Genomic DNA, 13,591 nt, shown 5'->3' with positions numbered 1-13,591 from the left:
CACCACGGAAGAACCGAAGAACCACCACCGAGGAGGCAGTTGTGCCCAGCCGTGACGCCACCACCCACTGGACCGGCGGATTGCAGAAGGGCAAGGGTGAGGTCACGCTCGACTCGTCCAACGCCGGCTCGTTCGAAGTGTCGTTCCCGACCCGCGCGGGCAACCCCGACGGGCAGACCAGCCCGGAGGAGCTCATCGCCGCCGCGCACTCCTCGTGCCTCGCGATGAACCTGTCCGGCGTGCTCGAGGCCCAGAAGCTCGAGGCGGAGTCCATCGACGTCTCCGCCGAGGTCACCCTCGGCCCCGCCCAGGGCGGCGGCTTCGAGATCAGCGGCATCGCCATCACCCTGCGCGCCAAGCTCGCCGGGGTCACACCCGAGCAGTTCGCGGAGTTCGCCGAGACGGCCGAGAAGACCTGCCCGGTCTCCAAGGCCCTCGCCGGCACCACGATCACACTGGACGCGGCGCTCGCCTGAAGCCGCGCGCACTCCGCCGAAGGCCGTCCCGGATCGTCCCGGGGCGGCCTTCGCACTGTCCACAGTGGCCGGAGCGGGCTCCGGAAAAGCCGGACACCACGGGCGAAAGACGGCGGGCGTCCCCGGAACGGGGGTCGCGCAGATCACCCCCGAGCCGGCCGGACCCACCGTGACCGGCTGTTAGACTCGGGTACCGGTCGATCCGGTTTCCGAGAACGAGGTGTCCGTGGCCCAGCCCGAAGCCGTGACCCCGTCCCCCGCAGCGCAGCAGCAACAACAGACGCCGCCCGCGTGGCTCGTGCTGCTGCTGGCCGTCTCATGTGGACTCACGGTCGCGAACCTCTACTACGCGCAGCCGTTGCTCAACGAGCTGCGCGAGGCGTTCGGCGTGGGCGAGGCCGCGGCGGGCGGAGTGGTCACCGCCACGCAGATCGGCTACGCGGCGGGCATGCTGCTGATCGTCCCGCTGGGCGACCGCGTGGAGAACCGCAGCCTCGTCTCGCTGCTGCTGGCCATCACGTGCGCCGGGCTCGTCGCCACGGGCCTCGCACCGCAGTTCTCCGTGCTGCTGATCGCCTCCCTCGTCGCCGGGTCGACGTCGGTGGTGGTGCAGATCCTCATCCCGCTCACCGCCGACCTGTCCCCCGACCACGCGCGCGGGCGCATCGTCGGGCGGGTGATGAGCGGGCTGCTGTTCGGCATCCTGCTCTCGCGCGTCGCCGCGAGCCTGCTGGCCGAGGTCACGAGCTGGCGCGTCGTCTTCCTGATCTCGGCCGGGCTGATGGCCGTGCTCGCCGTGGCGCTGCGGTTCGGCCTGCCGCTCCGCGCGCCGAAGACGTCCGTCCACTATGGAGAGCTGCTGCGCTCGACGCTGCGGCTGGCCCGCGACCACCCGGCACTGCGCCGTCGCGCGCTGTACCAGGCCGCGATGTTCGGGGTGTTCAGCGCGTTCTGGACGACGATCGCGTTCGTGCTCACCTCGGCGCCGTTCCACTACTCACAACTGGGCGTCGGGCTCTTCGCGCTCGTCGGCGCGGCCGGGGCCGCGATCGCGCCGCTGGCGGGACGCTGGGCCGACCACGGCCACGGCCGCGTGGCCACGGGCGCGGCGTTCCTGCTGTGCGCGGTCTCGTTCGCGATCGGCGGGTTCGGCTCGCACAGCGTGATCCTGCTGGCCGTGGCCGCCGTCGCGCTCGACATGGCCGTGCAGACGACGATGGTGTCGGGCCAGCACGTGATCTACGCGCTCGACCCCACCGCCCGCGCCCGCGTGAACAGCATCTACCTGGCCACGTTCTTCGTGGGCGGCGCGGCCGGGTCGGAAATCGGCTCGGTCGCCTACCACCTCGGCGGGTGGCCGGCCGTGTCGGTGTTCGGCGCCGCGATCCCGCTGATCACGCTGCTGTGGTGGACCACCGAACGCCGCGCGGCCGACCACTGACTCAGGAGAACGCCCGCGCGTGCGCCGCCGCCCACTCGGCGTAGGTCACGCCGCGGCGGCCGAGCAGCTCCTCCGTGACGCCCGTCGGTTCCTGCGGCTCGGCTTGCGCGGCCGCGAACCCGTCGAGCAGCCAGTCGGCGATCTCGGCGGGCATCCCCAGCTCGACCCACTCGGCGTGCTGCTGCTCGCGCGTCAGCTCGACGAACGGCACGTCCTCGCCCAGCGCTCGCGCGATCGCCGCCGCCATCTCCTCCAGCGTGAGCGCTTCCGGTCCACTGAGGACATACGTGCGCCCGGCGTGCCCGTCGGTCGTGAACACGTGCGCGGCGACGGCGGCGATGTCGGCGAGATCGATCGGCGTCTGCGTCGCCTTCGCGTACGCCGAGCGGATTTCCCCGTGCGTGCGCACGGAATGCGCCCAGCCGAGCGAGTTCATCATGAACACGCCCGGGCGCAGGAACGTGCGCTCGAACCCCGCCTTCGTCACCGCCGCTTCGACCGCCGCGAACTCCGGGCCGCTCGACCCGGCGGTCTCGTCCCCGACGCTGCTGCCCGACAGCGCGACCACCCGCCGCACCCGCGCGTCGGCAGCCAGTTCGCAGAACCGCGTGACCGTGCGCGCCATCGGCGCCAGGTACACCTCGTCGATCCCCTTCAGCGCCGCCGGCAGCGTCGCCGGCCGCGCGAGCGACCCCACGACGACGTCGACGCCGTCGGGGAGCTTCGCGAGCGCCGGATCCTTGGTCAGCGCCCGCACCGGCACACCCCGCGCCAGCAGCTCGTCGACCACGAGCCGTCCGACGTTGCCGGTCGCGCCCGTCACCAGGACCGTCATGTCGCCCCCACTTTCCTCGTATGACGTACGGAGATAAAACAGCGTACAGCATACGGAGAAGAGTGGGCCAGGAAGAACCGTCAGGACGAGATCGTCGGCAGCTCGGGTGCCGACACGTCGTAGACCTTGCCCTTCTGGGTCAGCAGGGCGGCCAGGACCTTCGCCTTGCGGTCGGTCTTGTCGGCGTCCCCCCAGCGGACGATCTTGCCGTCGGCCAGGGTGAACTGGACGCTGGCCGGGGTCTGCGCCGTGGCCGACGTGACCTGTTTGCGCAGCTCCGGCGGGATCACGCCGAGCACGGCGGTGACCGCGCGGGTCACCGGGTCGTCGGCCGAGACCTTGGGGAGCTTGAGTTCCGGGAGCCCCGCCGGGCGCGCGGTGACGGTCTTGAAGACCACACCACCGCCGTCGACGAGGTGGACGCCGTCACCGCCGGGACCGCTGTCGAAGAACGCGATGGCCGTGCGTTCGGTCACCGTGATCTCGACCGTGTTGGGCCACGAGCGGGACACGTCCACGGTCGCGACGTCCGGCACCCGGGCCACGCGGTCGCGGATCGCGTCGACGTCGACCAGGAGCATCGGTTTGCCGACCGGCACCGCCGCGACGTCGCGGAGCTGGCCGGCGGACACGGTTTTCGCGCCCAGCACCGACACTTCCTTCACCCCGAGCAGCGAGCTGAAGAACAGCAGGTACCCCAGCGCCACGATCGTGACGACCGAGAGCAGCGCGATCCAGCGGCGCCGGATCTCCTTCTTGCGCGTCGGCCGCGCGCGCAGGGCCGACGCGCGCGTCGGGCGGCTCGACCGGGTGCGGCGGCGCTCTTCCTCCGAGCGCCGCCCCCGCCGAGCCCGTGCCAGGGCAGCCCGGTCCCGCTCGTCCTGGTCGGCCGAGGACGGGCGACGGTGCTCCCTGGTCGACGTCATGCGCCCGCGGTCCGCCGGTCGAGTTCCGCCAGGATCTCCGGGCCCAGCTGCGTCACGTCACCCGCGCCCATGGTCACCACGAGGTCACCCGGCTTCACGAGGTCGGCCACGAGCCCGGCCGCGACGTCGAAGGCCGGCTGGTAGTGCACCGGGCTCGTCACGCGGTCGGCGATGAGCGCACCGGTCACGCCCGGCACCGGCTCCTCGCGGGCGCCGTACACGTCGAGCACCACGACCTCGTCGGCCAGCGAGAGCGCTTCGGCGAACTCCGCGGCGAAGGTCTGCGTGCGCGAGTACAGGTGCGGCTGGAACACCACGAGCACCCGGCCCGCGCCCGCGGCCGTGCGCACGGCCTTGAGCTGCGCCGCCACCTCGGTGGGGTGGTGGGCGTAGTCGTCGTACACGCGCACGTCGCCGGAGCGGCCCTTGAACTCGAACCGGCGGCGCACGCCCCCGAACGCGGCGAGCCCCTCGGCCAGCCCGTCGGCGGGCGCGCCCAGCTCGAGTCCGGCGAGCAGCGCCGCTACCGCGTTGAGCGCCATGTGCTCCCCCGGCACCGCGACGCGCAGGTCGAGCTCGTCAGCCTCACCGGCACCGCCGAGCGCGATGCGCACCTGGCCGCCGTCCGGCGCGGGCTTGTAGTCGAGCACGCGCACGTCGCCCTCGCCGGCCGCCGTGCGGCCGTAGCGGCGCACGCGCACCCCGGCGGCCGCGGCCTGGTCGCCCAGCGCGGCGGCACCCGGGTCGTCGGCGCAGACCACGAGCAGACCACCCGGCTGCAGGCGCCCGACGAACTCGGTGAACACCTGCACGTACGCCTCGGCGGTGCCGTGGTGGTCCAGGTGGTCGGGCTCGACGTTGGTCACCACGGCGACCGACGGCGAGTACGTGAGGAACGAGCCGTCGCTCTCGTCGGCCTCCGCGACGAAGATCCCGCCCTCACCGTGGTGCGCGTTGGCGCCCGATTCGTTGAGGTCACCACCGATCGCGAACGACGGGTCGAGCCGGCAGTGCTGCAGCGCCACGGTGAGCATCGACGTGGTCGACGTCTTGCCGTGGGTGCCGGCGATGCAGGCCACGCGGTGGCCCGCCATCAGCCCCGCCAGCGCCTGGGCGCGGTGCAGCACCGGGACGTTGCGCGCGCGGGCCGCGGCGAGCTCCGGGTTGGACTCCTTGATCGCCGTGGACACCACGACGGCCGACGGCGCCTCGGCGAGCGCGTCGAGGTTCTCCGCGCGCTGGCCCACGAACAGCTCGGCGCCCTGGGCGCGCAGCGACAACAGCGCCCGCGACTCCTTGGCGTCCGAACCGGACACGGCCGCCCCGCGGGCGAGGAGGATGCGCGCGATGCCGGACATGCCGGCGCCCCCGATGCCGATCAGGTGCGCGCGGCGCAGTTCTTCGGGCAGCTCAAGCACCGGCGGCCTCCAGCACGATCTTGGCGAGCGTCTCGTCGGCCTCGCGGTGTCCCATGCCCACGGCGGCCGTGCTCATCTTCGCGACCCGGTCGGCGTCGGTCACCAGCGGCACCACCAGCTCGGCCACCTTGGCCGGGGTGAGCTCCGCGTCGGGCACCAGCAACGCGGCGCCGGCGTCGACGGCGGGCCGGGCGTTCGTGGCCTGCTCGCCGTTGCCGTGCGGCAGCGGCACGAACACCGCGGGCAGCCCGACGGCGGACACCTCGGCCGCGGTCATCGCGCCGGAGCGGCACAGCACCACGTCCGCGGCGGCGTACGCGAGGTCCATGCGCTCCAGGTACGGCACCGGCACGTACGGCGGCTTGCCGGGGAACTCCTGGACGACCAGCGTGTTCTTCGGGCCGTGGGCGTGCAGCACGCCGACGCCGGCCTCGGCCAGCTCCTTCGCGGCCCCGGACACGGCGCTGTTGATCGACTGCGCGCCCTGCGAGCCGCCGAACACCAGCAGCGTCGGGGCGTCGGGGTCGAGGTCGAAGAACTTGCGGGCCTCGGCGCGCAGCGCGGCGCGGTCGAGCGACGTGATCGAGCGGCGCAGCGGGATCCCGACGACCTCGGCCTTCGGCAGCGGCGTGCCCGGCACGGCCACGGCCACGCGGGCGGCGAAGCGCGCGCCCACCTTGTTGGCGAGACCGGGCGACTGGTTGGCCTCGTGCACCACGATCGGCGTGCGGCCGCGCGCGGCCAGGTACGCCGGCAGCGCGACGTAGCCGCCGAAGCCGACGACCACGTCGGCACCGACGCGGTCGAGCACGTCTCGGGTGCGGCGCACGGAGTCGCGGACCTTCAGCGGCAGGCGCAGCAGCTCGGGCGTCGGCTTGCGCGGCAGCGGCACCGGCGGGATGAGCTCCAGCGGGTAACCGCGGGCGGGCACGAGCTTGTTCTCCAGGCCGCGTTCCGTGCCGAGCGCGATCACCTTCGCGTCGGGACGCAGCCGCAGCACGGCGTCGGCCAGGGCGAGCGCGGGTTCGATGTGTCCTGCGGTACCACCTCCGGCGACGACCACCACGGGCACTTTGCCTGAGGGGGATCGCTCGGCTCCCTTGACGGGCTTACTCACCAATGACCTCTCCGGTTCGCGGTGCCCCTGGCACCGCGGTTCGCTGTTGTCCGCGCCGCGCTCGTCCGGGCGGCGCTGCTGCGCCGCACCGGTTGCCGGACCGACCTGCGGCGCTCCTGCGCCGGTGCGGGCCGGGCCGCGCGTGGCGCCGGCCGGGCCGCCTTGGCCCCCGTGCCGGTCCCCCGGCCGGCCTGGCCCTTGCGGGTCGTGGGCGGACGGTACGGGTCGGGCGCGGGCAACCTCAGCAGGCGTCCGAATTTACCCGGGCCCTGCGAGCGCAGTGCGGCCACCGCCTCCGGTTCGTGCCGGGCGGAGTTGGCGAGCACCCCCATGATGAGCATGGTGATGAGCAACGAGGTGCCGCCGTAGGAGATCAGCGGCAGCGTGACACCGGTGACGGGCAGCAGGCCGACGACGTACCCGATGTTGATGGCCGCCTGCGCGACCAGGAACATCGTCAGCGTGCCTGCCACGATCCGGATCCACGGGTCGATGTTGCGCGTGGCGATGCGCAGCCCCACCACGGCGACCCCGGCGAACAGCGCGAGCACGACGACGCAGCCCACGAACCCGAGCTCCTCGCCGACGAGGGCGAAGATGAAGTCGTTCTGCACGTTGGGCAGGTAACCCCAGTTGGACGCGCCCTGGCCGAGGCCCTTGCCGAACAGGCCGCCGTCGGCGAGCGCGAGCTTCGCCTGGTTGGCCTGGTAGCCGGCGGAGCTGAGATCGGTGTCCGGCGACAGGAACGACAGCACGCGGGTGAGCCGGTACGGCGCGATGATCGCCAGCACCAGGACACCGGCGAGACCACCGGCCAGGATCACCCCGAAGAGCCGCTTCGGCGCGCCGGCGAACCACAGCAGCGCCAGCAGCACCACGGCGAGCGTGATCGTGCCGCCGAGGTCCGGCTGCAGCATGACCAGGGCGAACATCACGAGCGCGACCGGGACGACGGGCACGAGCAGGTGGCGCCACTGGTGGATCACGTTGTACTTGATCACCAGGATGTGCGCGCCCCAGAACGCCAGCGCGATCTTCGCGGCCTCCACCGGCTGGAACGTGAACACGCCCAGCTTGAACCAGCCCTGCGAGCCGTTCACGGTGGAGCCCAGCGGCGTGAGCACCAGCATCAGCAGGCCGAGGCACACCACGACCATGGTCGCCGACATGCGCCGGATGCGCTCGAGCTTGATCCGCAGGCCGACCCAGAACGCCACCGAGCCGATCGCCACGAACAGCAGCTGCCGGTAGAACAGCGAGTACACCCCGCTGCCGGTGGCCGGGTCGTAGGACGCGACGGACGACGCGGACAGCACCATCACGATACCGATCACGGTGAGCACGCCGGTGAGCGCGAGCACCAGGTGGAACGACGCCAGCGGCCGCGAGAGCCACGCCGTGAGCGCCGTGCGGAACGCCACGAACGGGCTTACCTTGCGCTCCCGCCGGGGCCGCTCCGGCCGGTCCTGGGTCCGCTTCTCGTCAACTACCGTCATCCGCCGCCCCCGCCGCGCCACCCGCCAGGACCCGCACCGCGGCGGCGAACGCGTCGCCGCGCTCGCCGTAGTTGCGGAACATGTCCAACGAGGCGGCGGCGGGTGCGAGCAGCACCACGTCACCAGGTCGAGCCATCGCGCTGGCCGCATCCACCGCCGCAGTCATGGGTTCATGGTCACCCGGACGGAGGCTGTTCACGGGGACATCCGGCGCGTGTCGCGCCACAGCGGCGGCGATCACGGGTGAATCGACGCCGAGTAGCACAACTCCGCGCAGCCGGCCAGCGATCGAGGCCACGAGTTCGTCGACGGAAGCGCCCTTGAGCTGCCCGCCGGCGATCCACACGATGCTCTCGTGCGAGTGCAGTGAACCGGCCGCGGCGTGGGGATTGGTGGCCTTCGAATCGTTGACGTAGCGCACGCCGGAGACTTCGGCGATCTCCTGCGCGCGGTGCGGCGCGGGCTCGTACTCGCGCAGCCCGCGCAGCACGGCTTCGGGCCCGACGCCGTGGGCGCGCGCGAGTGCGGCGGCCGCCAAGGCGTTCGCGATGTTGTGCGGACCGGCGGGGCGCACGTCGGCGACCGTCGCCAGTTCCTCCGCGCTGGTCGCCGGATCGGGGACGAAGGCGCGGTCCACGAGGAGATCCTCGACCAGGCCCAGCTCACCGGCGTACGGCGTGTCGAGGCGGAACCCGATGCGGCGGGCGCTCCCGGGAGCGTGGTCCTCGGCGATGCGGGTGGACCACGGGTCGTCGGCGTTGTGCACGACCACCCGCGAGCGTTCGTGGACGCGGCCCTTGGCCGCCGCGTACTCGTCCATCGAGCCGTGCCAGTCGATGTGGTCCTCGGCGAGGTTGAGCACCACCGACGCGTCGGGCGCGACCGTCGAGGACCAGTGCAGCTGGAAGCTGGACAGCTCCACGGCCAGCACCGCGTGGCCGGCCCGCACGGCGTCGAGCACCGCGTAGCCGACGTTGCCGCAGGCCACCGCGTCGACCCCGCCCGCGCGCAGCATCGCTTCGAGCATGCCGACGGTGGTGGTCTTGCCGTTGGTGCCGGTGATCACGAGCCACGACGGCGGCCGCTCGCGCAGCTGCCCGACCCGCCAGGCCAGCTCGACGTCGCCGATCACCTCGACGCCGGCGGCGGCCGCGGCCACCAGCAGCGGCGACGTGGGCCGCCAGCCGGGACTCGTGACCACCAGCGCGGTGCCGGGCGGGGGCTCGCTCAGCCCCGGCACCAGCTCGGCGCCGAGACCCTGCAGCTCCGCCAGGCGATCGGCGTTGCCGTCGGTGACCGTGACGTGCGCGCCCAGCTCCCGCAGGACCGGGACCACCGACTTGCCGGTGACCCCGGCGCCGGCGACGAGGACGCTGCGGCCCTCGAACGCGAGTGCCCTGTCTTCCCTGCCGGCCAAGGCTCAGCTCCCGACGCCGAGCTGTTCGCTGTAGAACAGCCCCAGCCCGAACATGCAGCAGATCGCCGACAGCAGCCAGAACCGGATGATCACCGTGGTTTCCGCCCACCCGGCGAGCTCGAAGTGGTGGTGGAAGGGCGCCATCCGGAAGAGCCTTCGCCGGGTCGTGCGGAAGACGGCGATCTGCGTGACCACCGAGATCATCTCGACCATGAACAGGCCGCCGATCACGATGGCGAGCAGCTCGGTGCGGGTGGTCATCGACAGGCCGGCGACGAGCCCGCCGAGGGCGAGCGATCCGGTGTCCCCCATGAAGATCTTGGCGGGCGCGGCGTTCCACCACAGGAAGCCGACGCACGCACCCGTGGCGGCGGCGGCCACCACGGCGAGGTCGAGCGGGTCGCGGACGTAGTAGCAGGCGGTCGCGGGCCCGTCGGCGCACGAGAGGCGCGCCTGCCAGAAGGAGATGACCACGTAGGTCGCGAGCACCATCGCCGCGGCGCCGCCGGCCAGGCCGTCGAGGCCGTCGGTGAAGTTCACCGCGTTCGACCAGCCGGAGATGACCACGTAGCAGAAGATCACGAACACGATCGACGGGAACGTGATCAGCGACAGGTCGCGCACGTACGACAGGCTCTGCGACGCCGGCGTCAGCCCGTGCTCGTCGGCGAACTGCAGCGACAGCACCGCGAACAGCACCGTGACCACGAGCTGGCCAACCAGCTTGGCCGTCTTGTTCAGGCCGAGGTTGCGCTGCTTGCGGATCTTGATGAAGTCGTCGAGGAACCCGACGACGCCGAGCCCCACGGCCAGCATCAGCACCAGCAGGCCGGACGCCGACGGCGCCGAGCTGTGGGAGCCGCCGAGCCAGCTGATCAGGTGCGCGACGAAGTAGCCGACGACCATCGCGATGATGATCGCGACGCCACCCATGGTCGGGGTGCCGCGCTTGGACTTGTGACCCTGCGGGCCTTCTTCGCGGATCTCCTGCCCGAAGCCCTGCCGGGAGAAGACCCGGATCAGGTAGGGCGTGAGCAGGATGGAGACCAGCAGGCCCGCCGCGGCCGCGATCAGGATGTTGATCACGCGTGACCACCGTTCGAGCGTTCAGAGGACGGGGAGGGGGATTCTGGTGCTTCTGTGGCTTTTCCGGAGCCGGCGAGCAGCGCCTCGGCCACCCGCCAGAGCCCGGCGGAATTGGAGGCCTTGACCAGCACCACGTCCCCGGGACGGAGCTGATCATGCAGCAGGGCCACGGCGGCCTCGCCATCGGGTACCTGCACCGACTCCTCGTTCCAGGAACCCTCCTGGGACGCACCCTGGTGCATCGGCGCGGCCTCGTCACCGACGACGACCAGCTTGTCGATGTTGAGGCGCACCACGAGGCGGCCGATCGAGTCGTGCTCGGTCACGGAGTCGGCGCCGAGCTCGGCCATCACGCCGAGCACGGCCCACGCCCGGCGACCGGCCCGGCGCATCGAGGCGAGCGCTTTCAGCGCGGCCCGCACCGACTCGGGGTTGGCGTTGTACGCGTCGTTGAGGACCGTGACGCCATCGGCGCGGGTGGTGACGGCCATGCGGTGGGCCGAGCGGCGCTCGAGCGCGGACAGCCGCTGCGCGATCTCGTCCGGCGTGGCGCCCAGCTCCAGCGCGATCGCCGCAGCCGACAGGGCGTTGCCCACGTGGTGCTCGCCGTGCAGCGGCAGCCTGACCTGCGCTTCGCCGACAGGGGTGATCAGCCGGAACGACGCGCGGGCCTCGTCGTCGAGGCGGATGTCGGCGGCGCGGACCTGCGCGGACGCGCTCTCCCCCACTCCGACCACGCGCGCGGTGGTGCGGCTCGCCATGGCGGCGACCAGCGGGTCGTCGAGGTTCAGCACAGCGACGCCGCCCGCGTCGGCGCCGGGGAGCGCTTCGACGAGCTCGCCCTTGGCCTTCGCGATGGCTTCGCGCGAGCCGAACTCGCCGACGTGCGCGCTGCCGACGTTGAGCACGGCCCCGATGCGCGGCGGCGTGATCGCGGCGGCCTCGGCGATGTGGCCCGGGCCGCGCGCGGACATCTCCAGCACGAGGTACTTCGTGTCGCGGTCGGCGCGCAGCGCGGTCCACGGGTGGCCCAGCTCGCTGTTGAACGACCCGGGCGGCGCGACCGTGGGACCCATCGGCTCCAGCAGCTGCGCGATCACGTCCTTGGTCGAGGTCTTGCCCGACGAACCGGTGAGGGCCACGACCGTCAAGCCGTCCGCGGCGAGGCGGCCGACGACGAACCGCGCCAGCTTCGCGAGCGCGGCGAGCACGGCGGCGCCGGAGCCGTCCTGGTCACCGGCCAGCGCGACCGACCGCTCGTGGGCCTGGCCCGCGGGCAGCGGCGGCACGACGATCGCGGGTGCGTCGACCTCGCGGCCCGCCAGCACCGCGACGGCACCGGATGCGACCGCCTGCGCGGCGAAGTCGTGCCCGTCGACGCGTTCGCCGGGCAGCGCGACGAACAGGCTGCCAGGCCCGGCTTTGCGCGTGTCGAACTCGACACTGCCGGTGACGGTCGCGGAGCCGTCGCTCCGGTGCAGCCGGCCACCGACGACGTCGGCGATCTCGGCCAGGCTGAGCTCGATCACGCACTCACCTCGAGATGCTTGCGGATGGCGGCCTCGAGCTCGTCGCGGTCGGAGAACGGGTGCACGACACCCTGGGCCTCCTGACCGGTCTCGTGGCCCTTGCCGGCGATGAACACGATGTCGCCCGCGCGGGCGAGCGACACGGCGTGGGTGATGGCCTCGCGGCGGTCGCCGATCTCCACGACCTCGCCGCCGTGGGACGGTCCCACGCCCCGCGCGCCCTGCAGCATCGCGGCGCGGATCGCGGCCGGGTCCTCGGAGCGCGGGTTGTCGTCGGTCACGATCAGCACGTCACTGCGGCGCACGGCCTCCTCGCCCATCATCGGGCGCTTGGCCGTGTCGCGGTCGCCGCCGCAGCCGAGGACGGTGATGATGCGGCCTTCGGTGCGGGCGCGCAGCGCGTCGAGCCCTTGCGCGACAGCCGCGGGCTTGTGCGCGTAGTCGACGACGGCGGTGAAGTTTTGGCCCAGGTACACGCGCTCCATCCGGCCCGGCACCTCGACCTCGGCCAGGCCCGTCACGATGTCGGCGGGCGCAACGCCGGCGCTGCCGAGGATCGCGGCGGCGAGCACGGCGTTGGCGACGTTGAACGTGCCCGGCAGCGGGATCTTCGCGGCGAGCGCGAGACCCTCCGGGCCGTGCAGTGTGAAGGTCTGCTCTCCCGCCGGCGTCGGCTCGATGTCGGCGGCGCGCCACGCGGCCTCGGTGCCGGGTTCGATCGACACGGTCACGGTCTGCGGCGTGAGCAGCGCCCGGCCCCACGCGCTGTCCACGACCACGACCTCGGTCGTCGAGCGGCCGTCGAACAACAGCGACTTGGCGGCGAAGTACTCCTCCATGTCGTGGTGGAAGTCGAGGTGGTCTTGCGACAGGTTCGTGAACGCGCCCACCGCGAACCGCGTGCCGTTGACGCGGCCGAGCGCCAGCGCGTGGCTCGACACCTCCATCGGCACGTGGGTCACGCCGCGCTCCAGCATCACCGCGAGCAGCGCCTGCAGGTCCGGCGCCTCCGGCGTGGTGAAGCCGCTGACGAGCCGCTCGCCCGCGATCCGGGTCTCGACGGTGCCGATCAGGCCCGTCGTCAGCCCGGCCGCGCGCAGTCCCGAGTCGACAAGGTACGAGGTGGTGGTCTTGCCCGACGTGCCGGTGACCCCCAGCACCGACAGCCGCAGCGACGGCTCGCCGTAGATCCACGCGGCGATCTCGCCCAGCGCGGCGCGCGGGTCGGGGTGCACGAGGACGGGGATGCCGGCGTCGCGCAGCGCGGGCCGCTCGGCGCCCGCGGGGTCGGTGAGCACTGCGGCCGCACCGGCGGCCACAGCCTGGTCGCTGAAGTCGGCGCCGTGGGCTCGCGCGCCGGGCAGCCCGGCGAACAGGTCGCCGGGCAGCACGTGCTGCGCACGCAGCGTGGTCCCGGTGACGGTGAGGTCGGCGGCCTCGGGGGACTCGGCGATGAGCCGGGCGCCCGCACGGGCGAGCAGGGTGGCCAGCGGGACCGGGTCGATCCGGGCCGGGCGGGGCGGTGCGGCGACCGCCTTCACCGGGCTGTCCGGCAGCGACGAGGCAGCCGGCCCGCTCTGGGGCTGGGACGAGGACACGGACACGTCCGAGAGGTTACCGAGAGCGCGTTCGGGTGACCCAAGGCGGTACGGCGAACGCGCTGGGCGGCGACGCGTGTGCTATGCGGCCGGCGCAACGTCGTTACGGCACAAGCGTTTCCCGCCGGCACCACCAGCCGAAGTGGACTATCGCGGGCGGAAAGCCGGTCGATGACGCGGAACGGGCCGCCTCGCCGGGTGCGAGGCGGCCCGTCACGGGAGTGTTGCGATCGGGTCCGCGAAGGGTCGCGG

At 72.8% G+C, this 13,591-nt stretch carries 11 protein-coding genes; 2 read left to right on the top strand and 9 right to left on the bottom strand.

The genetic code is table 11. From position 1 onward, the window contains the following. The first annotated feature begins 41 nt into the window (after positions 1 to 41). Both ACIA77_RS37410 and ACIA77_RS37405 read left to right on the top strand, forming a co-directional pair. The gene (locus tag ACIA77_RS37410; RefSeq protein ID WP_395890832.1) at positions 42 to 476 is read left to right on the top strand and encodes an OsmC family peroxiredoxin; all 435 of its coding nucleotides are present in this window, start codon (positions 42 to 44) and stop codon (positions 474 to 476) included. A 226-nt stretch (positions 477 to 702) separates the two neighbouring features. Then, positions 703 to 1,917 carry an MFS transporter gene (locus ACIA77_RS37405; RefSeq protein WP_395890831.1) on the top strand — a complete coding sequence of 405 codons (1,215 nt, stop codon included), beginning with the start codon at positions 703 to 705 and terminating at the stop codon, positions 1,915 to 1,917. A gap of 1 nt (position 1,918) precedes the next feature. Here ACIA77_RS37405 and ACIA77_RS37400 read toward each other — a convergent pair whose 3' ends face one another. The 9 genes from ACIA77_RS37400 to ACIA77_RS37360 form a co-directional block, all read right to left on the bottom strand. Continuing rightward, positions 1,919 to 2,752, bottom strand: a complete 834-nt coding sequence (locus tag ACIA77_RS37400) for an NAD(P)H-binding protein (RefSeq protein ID WP_395890830.1) — start codon at positions 2,750 to 2,752, stop codon at positions 1,919 to 1,921. A gap of 80 nt (positions 2,753 to 2,832) precedes the next feature. Beyond that, entirely contained in the window at positions 2,833 to 3,678 is an 846-nt protein-coding gene (locus ACIA77_RS37395; protein WP_395890829.1) for a cell division protein FtsQ/DivIB, read from the bottom strand. After that, on the bottom strand, positions 3,675 to 5,096 hold the full coding sequence (murC, locus tag ACIA77_RS37390) for a UDP-N-acetylmuramate--L-alanine ligase (protein ID WP_395890828.1): 1,422 nt from the start codon (positions 5,094 to 5,096) through the stop codon (positions 3,675 to 3,677). Before murC ends, ACIA77_RS37395 begins: the two co-directional genes overlap by 4 nt. Continuing rightward, a complete protein-coding gene (gene murG, locus ACIA77_RS37385) occupies positions 5,089 to 6,213 on the bottom strand; it encodes an undecaprenyldiphospho-muramoylpentapeptide beta-N-acetylglucosaminyltransferase (protein WP_395890827.1) in 1,125 nt (374 codons plus the stop codon). Before murG ends, murC begins: the two co-directional genes overlap by 8 nt. Further along, positions 6,210 to 7,709 carry a putative lipid II flippase FtsW gene (ftsW, locus tag ACIA77_RS37380; protein ID WP_395890826.1) on the bottom strand — a complete coding sequence of 500 codons (1,500 nt, stop codon included), beginning with the start codon at positions 7,707 to 7,709 and terminating at the stop codon, positions 6,210 to 6,212. Before ftsW ends, murG begins: the two co-directional genes overlap by 4 nt. Further along, entirely contained in the window at positions 7,696 to 9,126 is a 1,431-nt protein-coding gene (murD, locus tag ACIA77_RS37375; RefSeq protein WP_395890825.1) for a UDP-N-acetylmuramoyl-L-alanine--D-glutamate ligase, read from the bottom strand. Before murD ends, ftsW begins: the two co-directional genes overlap by 14 nt. Positions 9,127 to 9,129: 3 nt before the next feature. Further along, positions 9,130 to 10,212: a phospho-N-acetylmuramoyl-pentapeptide-transferase gene (gene mraY / locus ACIA77_RS37370; RefSeq protein ID WP_395890824.1), complete on the bottom strand. Its 1,083-nt coding sequence runs from the start codon at positions 10,210 to 10,212 to the stop codon at positions 9,130 to 9,132. Further along, the gene (gene murF / locus ACIA77_RS37365) at positions 10,209 to 11,741 is read right to left on the bottom strand and encodes a UDP-N-acetylmuramoyl-tripeptide--D-alanyl-D-alanine ligase (protein ID WP_395890822.1); all 1,533 of its coding nucleotides are present in this window, start codon (positions 11,739 to 11,741) and stop codon (positions 10,209 to 10,211) included. Before murF ends, mraY begins: the two co-directional genes overlap by 4 nt. Further along, positions 11,738 to 13,282: a UDP-N-acetylmuramoyl-L-alanyl-D-glutamate--2,6-diaminopimelate ligase gene (locus ACIA77_RS37360; RefSeq protein ID WP_395890885.1), complete on the bottom strand. Its 1,545-nt coding sequence runs from the start codon at positions 13,280 to 13,282 to the stop codon at positions 11,738 to 11,740. Before ACIA77_RS37360 ends, murF begins: the two co-directional genes overlap by 4 nt. Positions 13,283 to 13,591 lie beyond the last annotated feature (309 nt).

Source organism: Amycolatopsis sp. NPDC051903, from assembly GCF_044452505.1.
Lineage (GTDB): Bacteria > Actinomycetota > Actinomycetes > Mycobacteriales > Pseudonocardiaceae > Amycolatopsis.
Note: the sequence above shows the minus strand (reverse complement) of the source record. Positions and strands in the feature narration are given on the sequence as shown.

Excerpts from the sequence above, each read along its gene's own strand:
- ACIA77_RS37400 (WP_395890830.1), bottom strand. The coding sequence starts at position 2,752 with ATGACGGTCCTGGTGACGGGCGCGACCGGCAACGTCGGACGGCTCGTG.
- ACIA77_RS37395 (WP_395890829.1), bottom strand. The coding sequence starts at position 3,678 with ATGACGTCGACCAGGGAGCACCGTCGCCCGTCCTCGGCCGACCAGGAC.
- ftsW (WP_395890826.1), bottom strand. The coding sequence starts at position 7,709 with ATGACGGTAGTTGACGAGAAGCGGACCCAGGACCGGCCGGAGCGGCCC.